The organism is Micromonospora sp. I033 (genome assembly GCF_053890995.1).
The window spans coordinates 1-16,851 of sequence record NZ_JBSSLX010000126.1 but is presented as its reverse complement, the minus strand read 5'-3'; the positions used below and the strand labels follow the sequence as shown (position 1 = coordinate 16,851).

The 16,851-nt window shown below is 74.9% G+C and carries 17 protein-coding genes; 9 read left to right on the top strand and 8 right to left on the bottom strand.

All coding sequences use genetic code 11. From position 1 onward, the window contains the following. The 3 genes from ACW0Q9_RS20135 to ACW0Q9_RS20125 form a co-directional block, all read right to left on the bottom strand. Nucleotides 1–182: hypothetical protein (locus ACW0Q9_RS20135; protein ID WP_456183525.1), on the bottom strand; the 182-nt coding region annotated here is incomplete at its 3' end. Nucleotides 183–294: 112 nt separating this feature from the next. After that, nucleotides 295–990 carry an SGNH/GDSL hydrolase family protein gene (locus ACW0Q9_RS20130; protein ID WP_456183523.1) on the bottom strand — a complete coding sequence of 232 codons (696 nt, stop codon included), beginning with the start codon at nt 988–990 and terminating at the stop codon, nt 295–297. Between the two features lie 94 nt (nt 991–1,084). Beyond that, the gene (locus ACW0Q9_RS20125) at nt 1,085–3,013 is read right to left on the bottom strand and encodes a trypsin-like serine protease (RefSeq protein WP_456183521.1); all 1,929 of its coding nucleotides are present in this window, start codon (nt 3,011–3,013) and stop codon (nt 1,085–1,087) included. Between the two features lie 351 nt (nt 3,014–3,364). Here ACW0Q9_RS20125 and ACW0Q9_RS20120 point away from each other — a divergent pair, with 351 nt between their 5' ends. Further along, entirely contained in the window at nt 3,365–3,868 is a 504-nt protein-coding gene (locus ACW0Q9_RS20120) for an SLOG cluster 4 domain-containing protein (protein ID WP_456183519.1), read from the top strand. Here ACW0Q9_RS20120 and ACW0Q9_RS20115 read toward each other — a convergent pair. Genes ACW0Q9_RS20115 through ACW0Q9_RS20105 form a run of 3 tightly spaced genes read right to left on the bottom strand, consistent with a single transcriptional unit; the run spans nt 3,825 to nt 5,106 of the window. After that, the gene (locus ACW0Q9_RS20115) at nt 3,825–4,454 is read right to left on the bottom strand and encodes an HAD family hydrolase (RefSeq protein WP_456183517.1); all 630 of its coding nucleotides are present in this window, start codon (nt 4,452–4,454) and stop codon (nt 3,825–3,827) included. The two genes, ACW0Q9_RS20120 and ACW0Q9_RS20115, sit on opposite strands and share 44 nt — an antisense overlap. Next, entirely contained in the window at nt 4,451–4,843 is a 393-nt protein-coding gene (locus tag ACW0Q9_RS20110; RefSeq protein ID WP_456183515.1) for an MmcQ/YjbR family DNA-binding protein, read from the bottom strand. Before ACW0Q9_RS20110 ends, ACW0Q9_RS20115 begins: the two co-directional genes overlap by 4 nt. 44 nt (nt 4,844–4,887) lie before the next feature. After that, nucleotides 4,888–5,106, bottom strand: coding sequence for a nucleotidyltransferase domain-containing protein (locus ACW0Q9_RS20105; protein WP_456183513.1), 219 nt, complete (start codon nt 5,104–5,106; stop codon nt 4,888–4,890). 154 nt (nt 5,107–5,260) lie between these two features. Here ACW0Q9_RS20105 and ACW0Q9_RS20100 point away from each other — a divergent pair, with 154 nt between their 5' ends. Next, on the top strand, nt 5,261–5,812 hold the full coding sequence (locus tag ACW0Q9_RS20100) for a dihydrofolate reductase family protein (protein WP_456183511.1): 552 nt from the start codon (nt 5,261–5,263) through the stop codon (nt 5,810–5,812). Here the strand turns inward: ACW0Q9_RS20100 and ACW0Q9_RS20095 are convergent. After that, on the bottom strand, nt 5,799–7,043 hold the full coding sequence (locus tag ACW0Q9_RS20095) for an MFS transporter (RefSeq protein ID WP_456183509.1): 1,245 nt from the start codon (nt 7,041–7,043) through the stop codon (nt 5,799–5,801). The two genes, ACW0Q9_RS20100 and ACW0Q9_RS20095, sit on opposite strands and share 14 nt — an antisense overlap. Continuing rightward, nucleotides 7,040–8,611 carry a class I adenylate-forming enzyme family protein gene (locus ACW0Q9_RS20090; protein ID WP_456183507.1) on the bottom strand — a complete coding sequence of 524 codons (1,572 nt, stop codon included), beginning with the start codon at nt 8,609–8,611 and terminating at the stop codon, nt 7,040–7,042. Before ACW0Q9_RS20090 ends, ACW0Q9_RS20095 begins: the two co-directional genes overlap by 4 nt. A 311-nt stretch (nt 8,612–8,922) precedes the next feature. On the opposite strand from ACW0Q9_RS20090, the gene ACW0Q9_RS20085 reads away from it, so the two are divergent. The 7 genes from ACW0Q9_RS20085 to araB form a co-directional block, all read left to right on the top strand. Beyond that, nucleotides 8,923–10,206 (top strand): SGNH/GDSL hydrolase family protein, encoded by a 1,284-nt coding sequence (locus tag ACW0Q9_RS20085; protein WP_456183529.1) that lies wholly within the window; start codon nt 8,923–8,925, stop codon nt 10,204–10,206. Nucleotides 10,207–10,266: 60 nt separating this feature from the next. Next, nucleotides 10,267–11,490 (top strand): cytochrome P450, encoded by a 1,224-nt coding sequence (locus tag ACW0Q9_RS20080; protein WP_456183505.1) that lies wholly within the window; start codon nt 10,267–10,269, stop codon nt 11,488–11,490. Continuing rightward, entirely contained in the window at nt 11,487–12,470 is a 984-nt protein-coding gene (locus ACW0Q9_RS20075) for an alpha/beta hydrolase (protein WP_456183503.1), read from the top strand. Before ACW0Q9_RS20080 ends, ACW0Q9_RS20075 begins: the two co-directional genes overlap by 4 nt. After that, complete coding sequence (locus tag ACW0Q9_RS20070; RefSeq protein ID WP_456183501.1) at nt 12,463–13,614, top strand: alpha-hydroxy acid oxidase; 1,152 nt, start codon at nt 12,463–12,465, stop codon at nt 13,612–13,614. Before ACW0Q9_RS20075 ends, ACW0Q9_RS20070 begins: the two co-directional genes overlap by 8 nt. Then, nucleotides 13,563–14,930 carry an aminotransferase-like domain-containing protein gene (locus ACW0Q9_RS20065; RefSeq protein ID WP_456183527.1) on the top strand — a complete coding sequence of 456 codons (1,368 nt, stop codon included), beginning with the start codon at nt 13,563–13,565 and terminating at the stop codon, nt 14,928–14,930. Before ACW0Q9_RS20070 ends, ACW0Q9_RS20065 begins: the two co-directional genes overlap by 52 nt. Before the next feature lie 69 nt (nt 14,931–14,999). Continuing rightward, the gene (locus ACW0Q9_RS20060) at nt 15,000–15,251 is read left to right on the top strand and encodes a hypothetical protein (protein ID WP_456183499.1); all 252 of its coding nucleotides are present in this window, start codon (nt 15,000–15,002) and stop codon (nt 15,249–15,251) included. A gap of 41 nt (nt 15,252–15,292) precedes the next feature. Then, on the top strand, nt 15,293–16,851 hold a 1,559-nt coding region (gene araB, locus ACW0Q9_RS20055), incomplete at its 3' end, for a ribulokinase (RefSeq protein ID WP_456183497.1).

Below are 16,851 nucleotides of genomic sequence, written 5' to 3'. Positions count from 1 at the left end.
CGGAGCCCGGTTCCTGACCCAAACCTCTTGATCGACACCCAGCCGGGCGGGCGAGTGCCGCGCGCAGGGCCTTTGGCGAGGGTGTCGGACAGGTCGGTCGGTGGCCGCCGGGCCATCACGGCGAACACGGTCTGGGCGATGACCCAGGCCGCGGCACCGATCAGCAGCAGCAGTCCGGTCATCCGTACCGGAGAGGTCCGGAAGCCTGTCGTCTCGTGCTGCGCCGTGCGGATCCTCCGGTCGACGGGTGTCGACGACTGTAGGGCAGGCCGGCCGGTCGCACTGACCAGCCGCTCACCCCGCCGGCCCGGCGGTCGCCCGCACGTGGGCGCCGAGCACCCGGAGGGTCTCCGCGGTGGCGATCGCGTCGCTGCGGGCGCTGCCGTGCCGGCCGTCGCTGCTGTACAACGACGCATCCGCGACGAGCGGGTGGTCGGTCAGGTGCACGTGCAGCGTGCGGAGCCGTTCCGCCACCCGCGCGGTGTGGGAGGAAAGCTGACGCATCCGCTCACGGAGGCCGGCTCGCAGCGGGGCCGGCACGGCCGGGCTGTGCGACACGTCGAACATGCCGACCGTGATGACGTCCGCCCCGGCGCCCTGGAGCGCGGTGACCATCGCGGTCAGCTCGGCGTCCACGGCCTCCGGCTCGTACGCGGTGCGGAACGCGTCGTTGCCGCCGCACACCACCAGCGCCAGGTCGGGCGCGAACTCCAGAGCCGGCGCCAACTGGGTCGCCCGCACCTCGTGCGCCCGCAGGCCGCGCCGCCCCAGATTCAGGTATTCCAGCTCAGGCCGCACCGCGCGCAGCTCGGCGCCGATCCGGTCCGCCCACTGGAGGTCGGAGTAGCCGTCGACCGGCTCGCACATGCCCTCGGCGACGCTGTCGCCCAGCACCACGAACCGCCGCCACGGATGCCCCCGCAGCAGATCCCCGGCCTCACCCGGGCGCAGACACCACGGGTCCGTTGCTTCGGTGAGCGTCGATGGCATGTCCGGCAGGCTAGCGGAGCCTTCGAGTGGGGGAAAGCGGTCCGCCGCCCCGCCCCGGACCGGGGCGGGGCGGCGGCGGGTCTGTCTGCCCTGGTCAGACGCCGGCGCGGGGCGGCGCGTTGAACCAACCGTGCAGGGTCACGATGACGTGGACCGTGCCGCTGCTGACGTTGAGGATCCTGATCCTGCCGGGTTTGCCGAAGTCGTCGAAACGCCCTTCGTCCCGGGCCACCTCGGTCATCACCATGGTGGTCCGGGCGTGCTGGCCGGCGGCGAAGTTCGCCACGGACTGGCTGGTCACGACCGGTCCCTCCGGGGTGGACGCGAAGAGGCCGTCGGGCTCCACCGTCAGGTAGCCGCTCCCGGTCGGGCCGACCGTGGTGACCGAGATGAGGGCACCGCCCATCGCGTTCAGCGGAATGCCGGTGGGGCCGGTCAGCTGGACGTACAGCGCATCCTTCGCCTTGAGCGGTGACCCGCCGTTGGCCCGGGTGTCGACCACCTGGATGGCCGAGGTGGGCCGCAGGTCCGTGCCGACCGCCGGATCGGCGGTGACGTAGCCCTGCACCGAGATCACCAGGTGCACGGCAGGGCCCCGGTTGACGAACGTGACCGCTCCGCTGGCGGAGAGTTTGACGGCGACGCCCTGGGAGGTGATCCCGCTGACGTAGTCCAGCACGCTGGTCGGGTCGGCGGTGCCGCCCGCCGGATACGCGCTCAGGTAACCGCCGCCGGTCGCGCCGACGACGGCGACGTCCAGGAAGGCGCTGGTCGCCCCGCTCGGGATCACACCGCCGGTCAGGGTGAAGGTGCGGGAGCCGCCGCCCGGGACGGTGCCCGCGGTGGTGCCGGTGCCGTTGCGCGTGTCGACCACGCGGGTGTGCGGCACGGCGATGAGCCCACCACCGCCGCTGGTGGCGAAGTAGCCGTGCACGTCGATGATGACGTGCGTGCTGACGCCGCTGTGGAAGAGGGAGAGCTTGCCGGTGGGGCCCACCTTGACGACCTGGGTGGTGGAGATGGTCTCACCGATGGAGGCGTTCACGGAGGACGACGCCGGGCGGGCGGATCCCTGCGGGAACAGGGTGAGGTAGGCGTTGGCGGTCGGGCTGATCGCGGTCACGTCGACGAGGACCGAGCTCACCCCCGTCGCCGGGACGCCGGCCACGCCGAGTGCCTGGAAGTCGGTGGTGCTGCCCGCGGTCCGCGGCCCGGCGGTGGTGCCGGTGCCGTTGCGGGTGTCCAGCAGCGTGCCGCCGGGTGACAGCGCGACGTAGTTGTTGCTGGTGCTCTCGGCGATCCAGCCGGCCAGGCCGTCGACTCGGACCTCGGTGGCGGTGCGCCGGGTGTCCGTCTCCGCGAGGCATCCGCCCTGCCAGGAACTGTCGTGCAGGGCGACCAACTGGGCCGGTTGCGTGCCGACCCGGAGCAGCGGGCCACCCGCGTCGCCCTTGCAGAGGCTGGCCGAGGTGCCGCTGCCGTCGATGGCGAGGGTTTCCGCCCCGACGCCGGTGACGGCGAACGTCCCGCCGTGCAGCTTGTTCGGCACCCACTCGGTGGCGGTGCGACCGAAGCCGACGGCCAGCAGTTCCTCTCCCACGGTGGGCGCCGCGCCCAGGGAGACCGGCGCGACGCCGGCCGCCGCCTGTTCGAGCTGCGCGAGCACGACGTTGCGGGACGGATGGGGAATCACCGAGGTGACGGCCAGGACGTGCCCCCCGGCGGCGCTCAGGTCCGACCGGCCGACCGTGACGGTGGTGGGTCGGCTCGGCGCCCCGGCGACGACGGGCTGGCCCGGCTCGGCGAGACAACTGGCGGTGGTGATCACCCAGGTCGGTTCGACAAGTGCGGCGGAGCAGGCCCGCACATCGTTCTGAATCTTGGCGGTGAACAGGTAGCTGCCCGCCGGTACCGGGCTGACGCCGCTGACCGCCTGGGCGGACCCGCCACTGATCATGCTCGCCGCCAGGACGCCGGCGAGCAGCGCCGCCGTCCTGGCGCGACGGTTTCGGGTGGAAGGCATGCTCCTCTTTCCTCTGGTCTCGGTGCCGGCGACACACGCCGGCCCGTCGGCGCGGTGCCGACGGACGTCGCCACAGAGGGGGTCGAAGGCACGCAGCGAGGACCCACGCCTGTCGTGGTGGGTCCAGGAGGATCGGTTCACCGGTCCCCGCTGCCCATGCGGCACCAGCCTCCCCCGTGAGGCCGCGGGTATTGCCTGTGGCGCAGAGACTAGCGGTACGTCGATCGATGCGCTGCCCCGTCAGCGGCGCCGCCCGCGCCGCGTCACCCGCGCGATCACCCGGTCCCGAGATCGCTCTGCCGACCGGCGTGGCGGGGCGACAATCGCCCGGCGGACGGCCCGAATGGGAGGATGCGCGTGCAGGTGGCGGTGTGCGGGCCGGCGGAGGCGACGCCGGCGGAACTGGCGCAGGCCCGGCGGGTGGGGGAGCTGCTGGCCGAGCGGGGCGTGACCGTGCTCTGCGGCGGGGGCGGCGGGGTGATGGCCGCGGTCGCCGCCGGCGTAAGCGACCACGCCGGCCTGGTCATCGGGATACGCCCCGACGACGGCACCGGCCCGGCCCCGGTCGAGCTGTCCGCCTCGGTGGTGACCAACATGGGGCAGGCCCGCAACGCGATCCTGGTGTGGAGCGCGGACGCGGTGATCGCCGTGGGCGGCTCCTGGGGGACGCTCAGCGAGGTGGCGCTGGCCCTGCGGCGCGGCGGCATCCCGGTGGTGGTGCTCGGCGGCTGGCGGATCGTCGACGCCCACGGCGACCCGGTGCCCGGGCCGGTCCACGCCGACTCCCCGGTGGCGGCGGTGGACGCCGCCCTCAACCCAGCAGCGCCAGCAGATCCCCCGGCCGGGTCGCGCTGACGTCGGCCGCCTCCGCGGGGTCGTACTGGTGGCCCCAGGCCGCGGCCACCGCCACCGCGCCGCTGTCCCGGGCGGCCCGCAGGTCCAGCGGCGAGTCACCCACGTACGCGGCGCGGCCCGGTGCCACGCCCAGCCGCCGGCAGGCCAGCTCGACGCCGTCCGGCGCCGGCTTGGGGCGCGGCACCTGGTCCCCGCCGAGGACGACCCGGAAGCGGCCGAGCAGGCCGACCCGGTCGAGCAGGATCTCGGCCGCGCGGTGGCTCGCGCCGGTGAACAGGCCCACCGGCACCCGGACGCTGACCTCGGCGAGCACCTCGGCGACCCCGGGGTAGACGCTGACCCGTTCGGCGAGCGCGGCCAGGTGGTCGTGGTAGGCGCCCAGGTCCGCGTCGGTGGCCGGCCGTCCGAGCAGGTGGGTCAGCAGGTCGGCCGGCGAGCCGAGCGAGTAGCCCGCGATGACCTCGGCGTCGGTGCGCTCCGGCCCGCCGCCGGCCAGCACCGCCGCCCGGTAGGCCGCCGGCACCACCTCGTGCGACTCGATCAGCGTGCCGTCCATGTCGAAGACGATCCCGGCCAGCCCGGTCATCCGGCCTCCGCCCGGTGGGCGGCCGCGAGCCGCTTCGGGGCGCGCGCGTACCACGCCTCGGTGACCAGCTCGGTCAGCTCCTCGACGCCGATCCGGTCGAGCCGGACCAGCACCGCCGGGTAACCCTCGAAGTGCGGCGTGGTGAAGTAGACCTCGGGATCGTCGGCGACCAGCGCCTCCTTGGCGCCCAGGTCGGGCACCTGCGCGCCGAGGATCGGCCCGTCGGGCGCGGTGTCGCCCAGCGCGTCGAGGTCGGCGCGGCGCAGCGGGCGCTCCCAGACGAAGGACTTGTCGCGGACCCGCCAGGCGGGCAGGCCGTCGTAGGAACCACGCTCGGTGGTCTCCGGCAGGGCGAGCGCGATGCGTCGTACGTCGTCCCAGGTCGCCATGCGCCGACCATACGCCGGCCCACCGACACCGGAGGCCCGTCCGCTCACCGGGTGGGCGCGAGCCCGGCCTGCGCCCCGCTGCCGTCGGGGCGGAACGCCACCGGGTGCAGGTCGACCGTGCGCCCGTCGGGCGCGGTCAGCTCGGCCCGGACCGGCAGCCAGTCCACCGGGGTCGTGAAGCCGAGCCGCCCGAGCAGCGCCGGCAGCTCGGCCTGCTGGGCCGCGTCCACCGCGAGGTCGAGGTCCCCGTGCGGGCGGGTCACGCGGCCCACCAGGGCGTCCACCGCCCAGCCGCCGGCCACCAGGCCCGCAGCCCGGCCGCGCGGAGCTCGGCCAGCAACGCGGTCACCTGTTCCCCCTGCACGGCGGGAGATCCTGGCAGACTGGCGGCACGTCCGCGAACGAGATTGGTCTCAGATGCGCAGGATCATCGTCGCCATGTCGGTCTCCCTCGACGGCTACTTCGAGGGGCTCGGCGGCGACCTGAGCTGGCACCGGGTCGACGACGAGCTGCACCGGCACTTCAACGACGAGCTGCGCGGCATGTCCGCCTTCCTCGACGGCCGGCGGAGCTACGAGCTGATGGCGGCCTTCTGGCCCACCGCCGACCAGGACCCGGCCAACGACGCGCCGATGCGGGAGTTCGCCGGTATCTGGCGCGACATGCCGAAGCTCGTCTACTCGCGGACCCTGGAGCGCGCCGACTGGAACGCCACCGTGGTGCGCGAGGTCGTCCCCGAGGAGGTGCGCGCGCTCAAGGAGCAGCCGGGCGGCGACATGGCCCTCGGCGGCGCCGAGCTGGCCGCCGCGTTCGCCAGGCACGGCCTGGTCGACGAGTGGCGGCTCTACGTCGTCCCGGTCGTGCTCGGCGCGGGCCGGCCGCTCTTCCCACCTGGCACCCGCATCGACCTCGACCTCATCACCGAGCGGCGGTTCGGCAACGGCGTCGTGCAACTCAGCTACCGCTGACCGCCCCGCCCGCCGGGGCGGGCACCACGGGTTCCGCCGCGGGCCGGTCGGCCGGCGGGCGGGCCACCAGCAGCGGCGCCACGGTGAGCACCAGGCAGGCCACCGCCATCACCAGCAGCGCCGGGGTCAGCCCGAGCACCGCCACCGACCAGCCGCCGAGCAGCGCCCCGATCGGCAGGCCCAGGAAGGCCACGGAGCCGGAGATGCCCAGCACCCGGGTCTGCAACGACTCCGGCACCCGCTCGTAGAGGGCCGCGCCGAGCAGCGGGTTCACCGCCGCGATGGCGATCCCGGACACGAACGTCACGACGAGGACCACCACGAGGTCGTCGCTGAGCGCCAGGGCGAGCAGCCGGGGCGCGCCGCTGAGCGCCAGCCCCAGCGCGAACGTCGCCCGCCGGGGCAGCCGGGTCCCGGCCACGGTGAACAGCAGGTTGCCGAGCAGCGCGCCGGCGGAGAACACCCCTAGCAGCAGGCCGAACCCGGCCGGGTCGCCGAGCACCCGGTCCACCCAGAGCGGGATCCAGACGGCGACGCTGGCGTTGGCGAACATGTTCGACGCGGAGACGACGATGAGCATGGTCAGCAGGGTCCGGTCGGTGCGCAGGTAGGCGAAGCCGCCACGCAGCGCCCGCAGGTAGCTCTCCCGGGGCGCCGGGTGCGCCGGCGCGGGCGGGCGGACCAGCAGGCCGATCAGCAGCGCGCAGGCCGCGAAGGTGGCCGCGTCGATCCAGATCGCCCGGGTCACCCCCACCCAGTCGATGAGCAGCCCGCCGAGCACGGCACCGAAGAGCGTCATGCCCCGGGCCAGCCCGTCGTAGGCGGAGGTGAGCCGGATCAGCGGCACCCCGGCCCGCTCGGCGGCCGGCTTGAACAGCACGTGCTTGACGCGGTCGCCGATCCCGCGCAGCCCGCCCGCCACCGCGACCAGCACCAGGAGCGTGCCGAACCCCAGCCAGGGCGCCAGCGCCACCACGGCCATCACCGCCGCGCTGCCCGCGTCCGCCGCGACCGAGGTACGGCGTACCCCGAAGCGGTCCGCCCACGGGGTGGCCAGCGCGCTGGAGAGCATGTACGGCAGCGTCTCCGCCGCCGCGACCAGGCCCATCCGGGTCGGGCTGCCGGTCGTCTCCAACACCAGCCAGGGGATGGCCACCACCGAGATCCGGGTGCCCAGGTTGGACAGCAGGTCGGCGCCGACCAGGGTGTAGAGCTCCCGGCGCGGGGTCACGCCGGGCTGCCGATGGCCGTCCCCACCGACTCGGGGTCGGTCGGGTGGGCGGCGGCGTACCGGGCGCGCAGCGCGCGCTTGTCGACCTTGGCGGAGCGGTTCAGCGGCAGCGCGTCGAGGAACTCCACGGCGCCGGGCGCCCAGGTGTCGCTCAGCTCCCGGGTGACCAGGGCGATCAGCTCCTCCCCGGTGACCGCCGCCCCCGGCGCCGCCACCACGTACGCGTGCGGCAGTTCCCCGGCCACCGGGTCGGGCACGCCGATCACCGCGGCGGCGCGGACCTCGGGGTGGCCGGCGAGCACGTCCTCGATCGGCCGGGAGTAGATCGGCCAGCTGCGCTGCCGGGTGAGGATCCGGTCCTGGAGCCGGTCGACCAGGTAGAGGTAGCCGTCGGCGTCGAGGTGGCCGATGTCGCGGGTGCGGACCCAGCCGTCGACAAGCGTCTCGGCGGTCAGCTCGGGCTGCCCGTGGTAGCCGGCGAAGCTGAGCTTCGTGCGGACCCACACCTCGCCGTCCACCCCGGACGGCAGCACCCGGCCGTCGGCGTCGCGGATCTCCACGGCCACGTCCCCGTACGGCCGGCCGCAGGAGCGCAGCCGCTCCGGGTGCTCCGGGTCCTCGGTGAGCCCGGGCAGGGCGCAGATCACCACGGCCTCGCTGAGCCCGTACACGATGCGCAGGCACGGGCCGAAGCGGGCGATCGCCTGGCGCAGCCGGGCCGGCGCGGCGGGCCCGGCGCCCACGTTGAACATGAACATGTGCGAGAAGTCGGCGCCGTCGAGGTCCGGGTGGTCGAGCACCTCGTAGAGCATCGGCGGGGTGACGAAGGTGGAGGTCAGCTTCTCGCGGTCGACGGTCCGGATGAACGTCGCCGGTTCCCACTGCTCGCGCAGGAACAGCACCCCGCCGGTGAACAGGTTGAACAGCGTGGTGATCTGGCCGCTGGCCAGCCACATCGGCGAGTGCGACAGGTGCCGCAGCAACGGGAAGCCGGCCGCCCGGAAGTCGGCGGCCAGGGCGAGGATCTGCCGGTAGAAGCTCTCCCGGTGGTGCACCAGCTTCGGCGTGCCGGTGGTGCCGCTGGTCTGCAGGAACGACTCCGGCGCCGGCGCCGCCCCGGGCGGGGCGGCCGGCTCGCCGTCGGTGGTGGTGAGGTCCGGCCCCGCGCCGCCGGGCCCGAGGCAGAGCACCGGTACGCCGCTCAGCCCGCCCGCGATCCGCGCGCCGAGCGGATCCCGCGGGTCGTGCACGAAGGCGTCCGGGCGGGCCAGCCCGACGAACTCGTCGACCTCCCGCCGGGAGGTGACCGGGGCGACCCACATGCTCCGGCAGCCGAGCAGGTGCAGCGCGAGCTGGAGCAGCGGCCCTTCCAGGGTGTTGCCGAGCATCACCAGCACCGCGTCCCCGGGGCGTACGCCGTGCCGCAGCAGCGCCGCGGCCAGGCCGCGCACCTCGGCGGCGACCTCCGGGTAGGTGAGCCGGCGACCCCCGCCGACGAGCGCCTCCCGGTCGCCGAACCCGGCGAACAGGTCCAGCGCCTCGTGCACGTAGTTCGGCCGGTCGGTCATCGGGCAGCCCCCATCGTGGTCCGAAAGCGGTGTCCGGGCAGGTCGGAGCCGGGACGCGACGGCAGGTGCCGGGGCCGGCGACCGCACCGCCGCCACCGCCGAGCCTAGGCAGCCGGAGTCCGGAGAGGACAGCGCCCGAACGGCGTTCGGTGGCCCCCCGAAGACATTTGATCATGTCAATTTGGTTGATTGACGCTCGTCACCGTCGACGGTTAGTTTCCGGTCCATCGCCCGGCGGCGGCGCCGATCGCGCCGCGCCCGGGGCTGCCAACGATGGGAGATCAATGCCGACCCCGAAGAGATGGCACGTCATAGCGTCCGCCGCAACGCTGCTGATCGCCGGCACCCCCGCGGTCACCGCGAGCGCCGGCCCCACCGACACCGACGGCGCCCGGCACGGGCGCGCGGAGTGGGCCGGGACCTGGGCCGCCGCGGTGACCCGAGGGAACACCGTCGGCCTGACCAACACCGGTCTGAACAACCAGAGCATCCGGATGCCGGTGCAGACCACCGTCGGTGGCGACCGGCTCCGGGTCCGGCTGACCAACCTCTACGGCGAGCAGGCCGTCAAGGTCGGCCACGCCACCGTCGCCCGGCCCAACACCGCCACCGCCGACGACCTGTCCGACATCGACCCGGCCAGCGTCCGGGAACTGACCTTCCAGGGCGCCTCCTCGGCCACCATCAACAAGGGCGCCGAGCTGGTCAGCGACCCGCTCGCCTACCCGGTGGCGGAGCAGGAGGACCTGGTCGTCACCCTCTACTTCCCGGTGCTCACCGGCCCGGTCACCTTCCACGGCCAGTCGCGGGTCACCAACTTCATCGGCGCCACCGACCTCACCACCGCGGCCGGCGGCGCCGGCTTCACCATCCGGCCCAACTGCTGCTGGATGTTCCTCTCCGGCATCGACGTGGAACGCCGGCTCAGCCCCGGCTCGGTGGTCGTCCTCGGCGACTCGATCGGCGACGGCAACGGCAGCACGGTCAACGCCGACCGGCGCTGGCCGGACCTGCTGGCCGAGCGGCTCATCGACGCCCGCCCCGAGGTGCGCACCCCGGGCGTGCTCAACCTGAGCCTCGCCGGCAACCGGCTCAACCACGAGGGCACCGAGCCCGGCGCGGGCGGCTTCCCCGGCTACTACGAGCTGGGCCCGAACGCCCTGGCCCGGCTCAACGAGGACGTCTTCCCGCAGACCGGGGCGCGGACCGTCATCACCCACCTGGGCATCAACGACATCTGGATGAACGGCGACAGCGCGGAGGCCGTCATCGCCTCGCTGCGCCAGCTCAACCGGCAGCTCCAGGCGCGCGGCCTGACCAGCCTGGTCGGCACCATCACCCCGTACGAGGGCAACGGCGGTCCGGGGGTGTGGACCGAGGAGAAGGAGGCCACCCGGCAGGCGGTCAACACCTGGCTGCGGGGCACCGGCGGGGCGGAGTTCGACGGGGTGATCGACTTCGATGCCGTGCTGCGCGACCCGGCGCACCCGAGCCGGCTGCTGCCGGCGTACGACGCCGGGGACCACATCCACCCGAACGACGCCGGCGCGCAGGCGATGGCCGACGCCGTGCCGTTGCGACTGCTCGGTCTGTGACACCGGCGGGGGCGGCGTCGGCACCACGCCGCCCCCGCCGTCTTTCCTGGGGAGGAAACCGTGGACGTCGACGAGATCCTGACCGGCCTGTACAGCGAGCAGGGCCGGCAGAACCCGTACCCGTGGTACGCGGCCCTGCACGAGCACGGGCCGATCAACGCGGTCCCGAAGCGGGCCGAGCACAGCACGATCACCGCCGTGGCCGGCGGCTACGACCTGGTCGACCAGGTCCTGCGCGACCCGGGCTGGTACAAGGGCGCCCCGCCCGACTGGCAGGACCAGGAGATCCTGCGCACCTTCCTGACCTCCATGATGTTCGTCAACCCGCCGGACCACACCCGGATGCGGGCGGTCTTCGCCCGGACGTTCACCCCGCGACGGCTCGGCGCGCTGGAACCGGTGATCATCCGGATCGTCGAGGACCGCCTGGACCGGATGGCCGAGGCCGGCGCGGAGGGCGCCGAGGTGGACTTCGTGGCCGACTTCGCGTACCCGGTCCCGGCGCTGGTGATGGCCGAGTTCATCGGGCTGCCCGAGGCGGACCTGGCCTGGTACCGGCAGCGGGTCGACTGGATCGACGAGTACATGGACGTGGCCGGCAAGACGCCGGAGCGGCTGGCCCGGGCCAACCAGGCCGCCGACGAGCTGCGCGGCTACTACCGGGACCTGCTCGCCCACCGGCGGAAGCAGCCCGCCGACGACCTCATCAGCGGGCTCGTCGAGGTGCTGGACGCGGGCGGCGTCGACCTGACCGAGGGAGAGTTGATCAGCAATCTCATCGTGCTGTTCAACGCCAGCTTCGTCACCACCGTCTACATGTTCAGCAACGGCCTGCCGCTGCTGCTGGCCCACCCGGACGTGGTCGCCGCGCTGCCCGGCGACGACGCGCTGGCCCAGGGCTGCGTGGACGAGGTCCTGCGGATGGAGAGTCCGGTGCACTTCCTGGCCCGGGCCGCGCCGCACGACACCGAGGTGGGTGGCGTCGCGGTCGGGCGGGACGAGAACCTGCTGCTGCTGATCGCCGCGGCCAACCGCGACCCGGCCCGCTTCCCCGACCCGGACCGCTTCGACCCGCACCGCGCCGGACCGCCCTCGCTCGCCTTCGGCGTCGGGCTGCACTTCTGCCTCGGCTCGGCGGTGTCCCGGCTGGAGGGGCGGCTCGCCCTGCCCCGGCTCTTCGCCCGCTTCCCCGAGCTGGCCGTCAGCCAGCCCTACACGTACAGCGGCAGCCTCTTCCTGCGCGGCATCGACAAGCTCTTCGTGACCACCGGGGAGGCCCGATGACCCTCGACCCGCAGGTGATCGCGTGGCGGGCCGCGCGGGCGGCCGCCGGCACCGCGCCGCTCTACACCCAGACCCTGGCCGAGGCCCGCGCCGCCGACCTCGCCGCGATCCGCGCCGGCGCCGGCGCGGTCGAGCCCGTCGAGGAGGTACGCGACACGCAGGTCCCCGGCCCGGACGGGCCGCTGCCGGTGCGCATCCACCGGCCGGCCGGGAACGGCCCGCTGCCCACGCTGGTCTGGTTCTTCGGCGGCGGCTGGACACTGGGCAGCGTGGACACCGCCGACGGGATCTGCCGCCGGCTGGTCAACCTCGCCGGCTGCCAGACGGTGACCGTCGGCTACCGGCTGGCCCCCGAGCACCGCTTCCCGGCCGCCGTGGACGACTGCCACGCCGCGCTGCGCCGGCTGGCCGGGCACGCCGACGAGTTCCGCGTCGACCCCGACCGGCTGGCGGTCGGCGGGGACAGCGCCGGTGGCAACCTGGCCGCCGCGGTCACCCTGCTGGCCCGCGCCGACGGCGGTCCCCGGCTCGCCGCCCAGGTGCTGGTCTACCCGAACACCGACCAGCGGCCCGGCCGCGGGCCCACCGGTGCGGAGGACCCGCTGCTGTTCAACCGGCACTCGGTCGAGTGGTACCGGAAGCACTACCTGGCCGACCCCGGCGACGCCGCACACCCCCTCGCCTCGCCGCTGCTCGCCGAGGACCTCTCCGGCCTGCCTCCGGCGCTGGTCATCACCGCCGAGCACGACCCGCTGCGCGACGAGGGGGAGCGGTACGCCGAGCGGCTGGCCGAGGCCGGCGTGCCCACCGAGGCGACCCGGTACGACGGCATGGTGCACGGCTTCTTCGCCATGCCCGGGGTGTTCGACGCCGGCCGGCGGGCGCAGGAGCAGGCGGCCGCCTTCCTGCGGGCCCGCTTCGGGCTCACCCCGGCCGCGTCGGCCGCCGGCACGGCGGCGGGTGGGCCGGACCATGGTTGATCCGCGGACGACGGCCGTCGAGGACCAGGCCGCGCCGGGGCGGGGGCCGGTCGCTCCCGCGTTCGTGCCGCCCGCGAGCCTGGCCGACTTCGCCGAGCTGGCCCGAGCCGTGCTTCCCGCCGAGGTGTGGGACTTCGTGGCCGGAGGCAGCGGCACCGAGACCACCCTCGCGGCGAACCGGGCCGCGCTGGACCGGGTGGCGGTGCTGCCCCGGATGCTGGCCGGGGTGGACACCCCGTCCACCGAGGCGGCCCTGCCCGGCGGCCGGTACGCCCTGCCGGTGGCGGTCGCGCCCATGGCGTACCAGAAACTGCTGCACCCGGACGGCGAGGTGGGGCTCGCGGAGGCGGCCCGCGCGGCCGGCGTGCCCTACGTGGCGAGCACCCTGGCCAGCACACCCGTTGAGGAGGTCGCCGCGGTCGGCGGCACGGTCTGGTTCCAGCTCTACTGGCTGCGCGACCGCGCCATGGTCGCGGACCTGCTGGACCGGGCGCTCGCCGCGGGCTGCGCCGGGCTGATGGTGACCGTCGACGTGCCGGTGCTCGGCCGGCGGCTGCGCGACGTGCGCAACGGCTTCGCGCTGCCGCCGCACGTCACCGCCGCGAACCTGCCCGGCGGCCGGGACGACCTCGCCCACCAGGGCACCCCCGGGGTGTCCGCGGTGGCCGTGCACACCGGCGCGGTCTTCGCCCCAGCGCTGAGCTGGGCGGACCTGGCCTGGCTGCGGGAGCGTACCCCGGTGCCGTTGCTCGTGAAGGGCATCCTGGACCCCCGCGACGCGGTCCGCGCGGCGGACCTCGGGGTGGACGCGGTGGTGGTCTCCAACCACGGCGGCCGGCAGCTCGACGGCGCGCCGGGCAGCGCGGCCGCGCTGCGCGAGGTGGTCGCCGCGGTGGGGGAGCGCTGCGCGGTGCTGCTGGACAGCGGCGTGCGCGGCGGCACCGACGTGCTGCGCGCCCTCGCCCTCGGCGCGGCCGGCGTGCTGGTCGGCCGGCCGCTGCTCTGGGCGCTGGCGGCCGGCGGGCGCGCCGGCGCCGAGGCGGCCCTGGCGCTGCTCGCCGCCGAGCTGCGCGACGCGTTCATCCTCAGCGGCTGCGCCGACCCGGCGGCCGCCCGCGAGCTGCGCACCCGGACCGGAGGCTGACGGTGGAGCCGGTGGACCTGGCCGTCACGGCCCTGCACCCGAGCGTGGACGACCCCGCGTTGAACTCGATGAACTTCCTCAACGAGGTGGCGCAGCACTACCCCGACGCGGTGTCGCTCGCCGCCGGCCGACCCTACGAGGAGTTCTTCGACTCGGCGGTGCTGGCCGAGCACCTGCAGACCTTCCGCCGGCACCTCGCCGACGACCTCGGCCTGAGCCCGGTCCAGGTCGACCGGACGCTGCTCCAGTACGGCCGGACCAAGGGCGTCGTGCACCACCTCATCGCCCGCAACCTCGCCGTCGACGAGCAGCTCACCGTCGACCCGGAGGCGATCGTGGTGACCGTCGGCTGCCAGGAGGCGATGTTCCTGGTGCTGCGCGCGCTGCGGGCCGGGCCGCGGGACGTGCTGCTCGCCGTCGCCCCCACGTACGTCGGGCTGACCGGCGCGGCCCGCCTGGTGGACCTGCCGGTGCGCCCGGTCGCCGGCGGCCCGGCCGGCGTCGACCTGACCGACCTGCGCGACCAGGTGCGTCGCGCCCGGGCCGAGGGGCTCCGCCCGCGCGCCTGCTACGTCATGCCCGACTTCGCCAACCCCTCCGGGGTCAGCATGGACCTGGCCCAGCGGCGGCGACTGCTCGACCTGGCCGCCGAGGAGGAGCTGCTGCTGATCGAGGACAACCCGTACGGCCTCTTCCCGGCCGCCGGCACCGAGCGGCTGCCCACCCTCAAGGCGCTGGACACCCGCCGCCGGGTGGTCTACCTCGGCTCGTTCGCGAAGACCGTGCTGCCCGGGGCCCGGGTCGGCTACGTGGTCGCCGACCAGCGGGTGGCCGGCTCCGACGGCACGGTCGGCCCGCTCGCCGACCAGCTCGCGAAGATCAAGAGCATGGTCACCGTGAACACCTCGCCGATCAGCCAGGCGGTGATCGGCGGCGCGCTGCTGGCCCACGGCTGCTCGCTGGTCGCCGCGAACGTCCGGGAGCGGGCCGCGTACGCCCGCAACCTCCGGCACCTGGCCGACGGGCTGGCCCGCCGCTTCCCGCCCGGCGGGCCGGTGCGCTGGAACGTCCCGGCCGGCGGCTTCTTCGTGGTGGTCACCGTGCCGTTCGGGGTGGACGACGCGCTGCTGCACCGCTCGGCCCGCAACTACGGCGTGCTCTGGACCCCGATGGCGCACTTCTACGACGCCGGCACACCGGTGAACGCGCTGCGGCTGTCGGTCAGCGCGGTCACCCCGGAGCAGATCGACCTGGGCCTCGACCGGCTCGCCGCGCTGATCACCGACGAGCTGGCCGCGGTGGGCGCGCCGGCCTGACACCGCACTGTCGCCGTTCCGCCACCACCCGTGTTCCCGGCGCGCACGGCCACCGTTGATAATGGACGGATGGTTGCCTGGGAGTACGCGTTGCTGGTCCGCCGCTATCAGGGGCAGGGCCGCAATTTCCACGTCACGTTCGTCTGGTACGGCCCGGAGGGGTCCCGCACCGACGTGACCGCGTACGGGGACACCGCGATCGCGCACCTCAACCGGGTCGGCCGGGAGGGCTGGGAGCTGGTCTCCGCCGCCGAGGACGTGAACAACGTGCAGGGCAGCACCGAGGTGCACCGCTACCACCTGAAGCGCCCGCTGCGCTGACCGGCTAGCGTGATCCTCCCAGTTCAGGGGAGGAGCAGCGGGTGGGCCGGTACGTCGTCGGGGTGGACCTCGGCACGCTCTCCGGACGGGCCGTGGTGGTCGACGTGGCCGACGGCGCCGAACGGGGCAGCGCGGTGCACGCGCACCGGCACGGCGTGCTCACCGAGCGGCTGCCCGGCGGGCCGGCACTGCCGCCCGGCTGGGCGCTCCAGGACCCGGCCGACCACGTCGAGGTGCTGCGCACCGCCGTGCCCGCCGCCGTCCGCGCCGCCGGGATCGACCCGGCCGAGGTGGTCGGCCTCGGCCTCGACGCCACCTCCTGCACCGTGCTGCCCACCCGTGCCGACGGCACCCCGCTCGCCGAGCTGCCCGAGTTCCGCGACCGGCCGCACGCCTGGCCGAAGCTCTGGAAGCACCACTCGGCGCAGCGGCAGGCCGAGCGGATCAACACCCTCGCCGCCGCCCGGGGCGAGCCCTGGCTGGCCCGCTACGGCGGCCGGGTCTCCGCCGAGTGGCAGCTCGCCAAGGCGTTGGAGCTGCTGGAGGAGGACCCGCAGGTCTTCCGCCACGCCGAGCGCTGGATCGAGACCGCCGACTGGCTGGTCCGGCGGCTCTGCGGGCGGGAGACGCGCAACGCCTCGGCCGCCGGCTTCAAGGGGCTGCGCCAGGACGGGAGTTGGCCGGCGCCCGACTTCCTCGCCGCGTTGCACCCCGAGCTGCCCGACGTGCTGCTCAAGATGGACGGCCCGCTGCTGCCCCCGGCCGCCCTGGCCGGCGAGCTGACCGCCGAGGCGGCCGGCTGGACGGGCCTGCCCGCCGGCATCGCGGTGGCCGCCGGGGCGATCGACGCGCACGTCACCGCCGCGGCGGCCCGGTCGGTCGCGCCCGGCCGGATGCTCGCGGTCCTCGGCACCTCCACCTGCCTCATCATGAACGCGGACACCTGCCACGAGGTGCCCGGCGTCTGCGGCGTGGTCGAGGGCGGCGTCACCGCCGGCCGGTGGGGCTACGAGGCCGGCCAGAGCGGGGTGGGCGACATCTTCGCCTGGTACGTCGAGCGCGCCCTGCCCGCGTCGTACGCCGAGGAGGCCGCCCGCCACGGGGTGTCCGTGCCGGACCTGCTGGACTCGCTCGCCGCCGACCAGCCGGTGGGCGGGCACGGGCTGCTCGCGCTCGACTGGCACAGCGGCAACCGGTCGGTGCTCATGGACCACGAACTGAGCGGGGTGCTGGTCGGGCTCACCCTGGCCACCCGGCCGGAGGAGATCTGGCGGGCGCTGCTGGAGGCCACCGCGTTCGGCGCCCGCACCGTGGTCGAGGCGTTCGAGGCCGCCGGCGTACGCGTCGACGAGCTGACCGCCGCCGGCGGGCTCACCGCCAACCGCCTGCTGCTGCGCATCTACGCCGACGTGCTGCGCCGACCGCTGCACGTGCTGGACGCCGCCCACCCGGCGGCGCTGGGCGCGGCGATCCACGCGGCGGTGGCCGCCGGGACGTACCCGGACGTGGAGAGCGCCTCGGCGGCCATGGGCGCGCCGCACCGCGAGACCTGGCACCCGGACCCGGCCCGCGCGGCCGCCTACGACGAGCTGTACGCCGA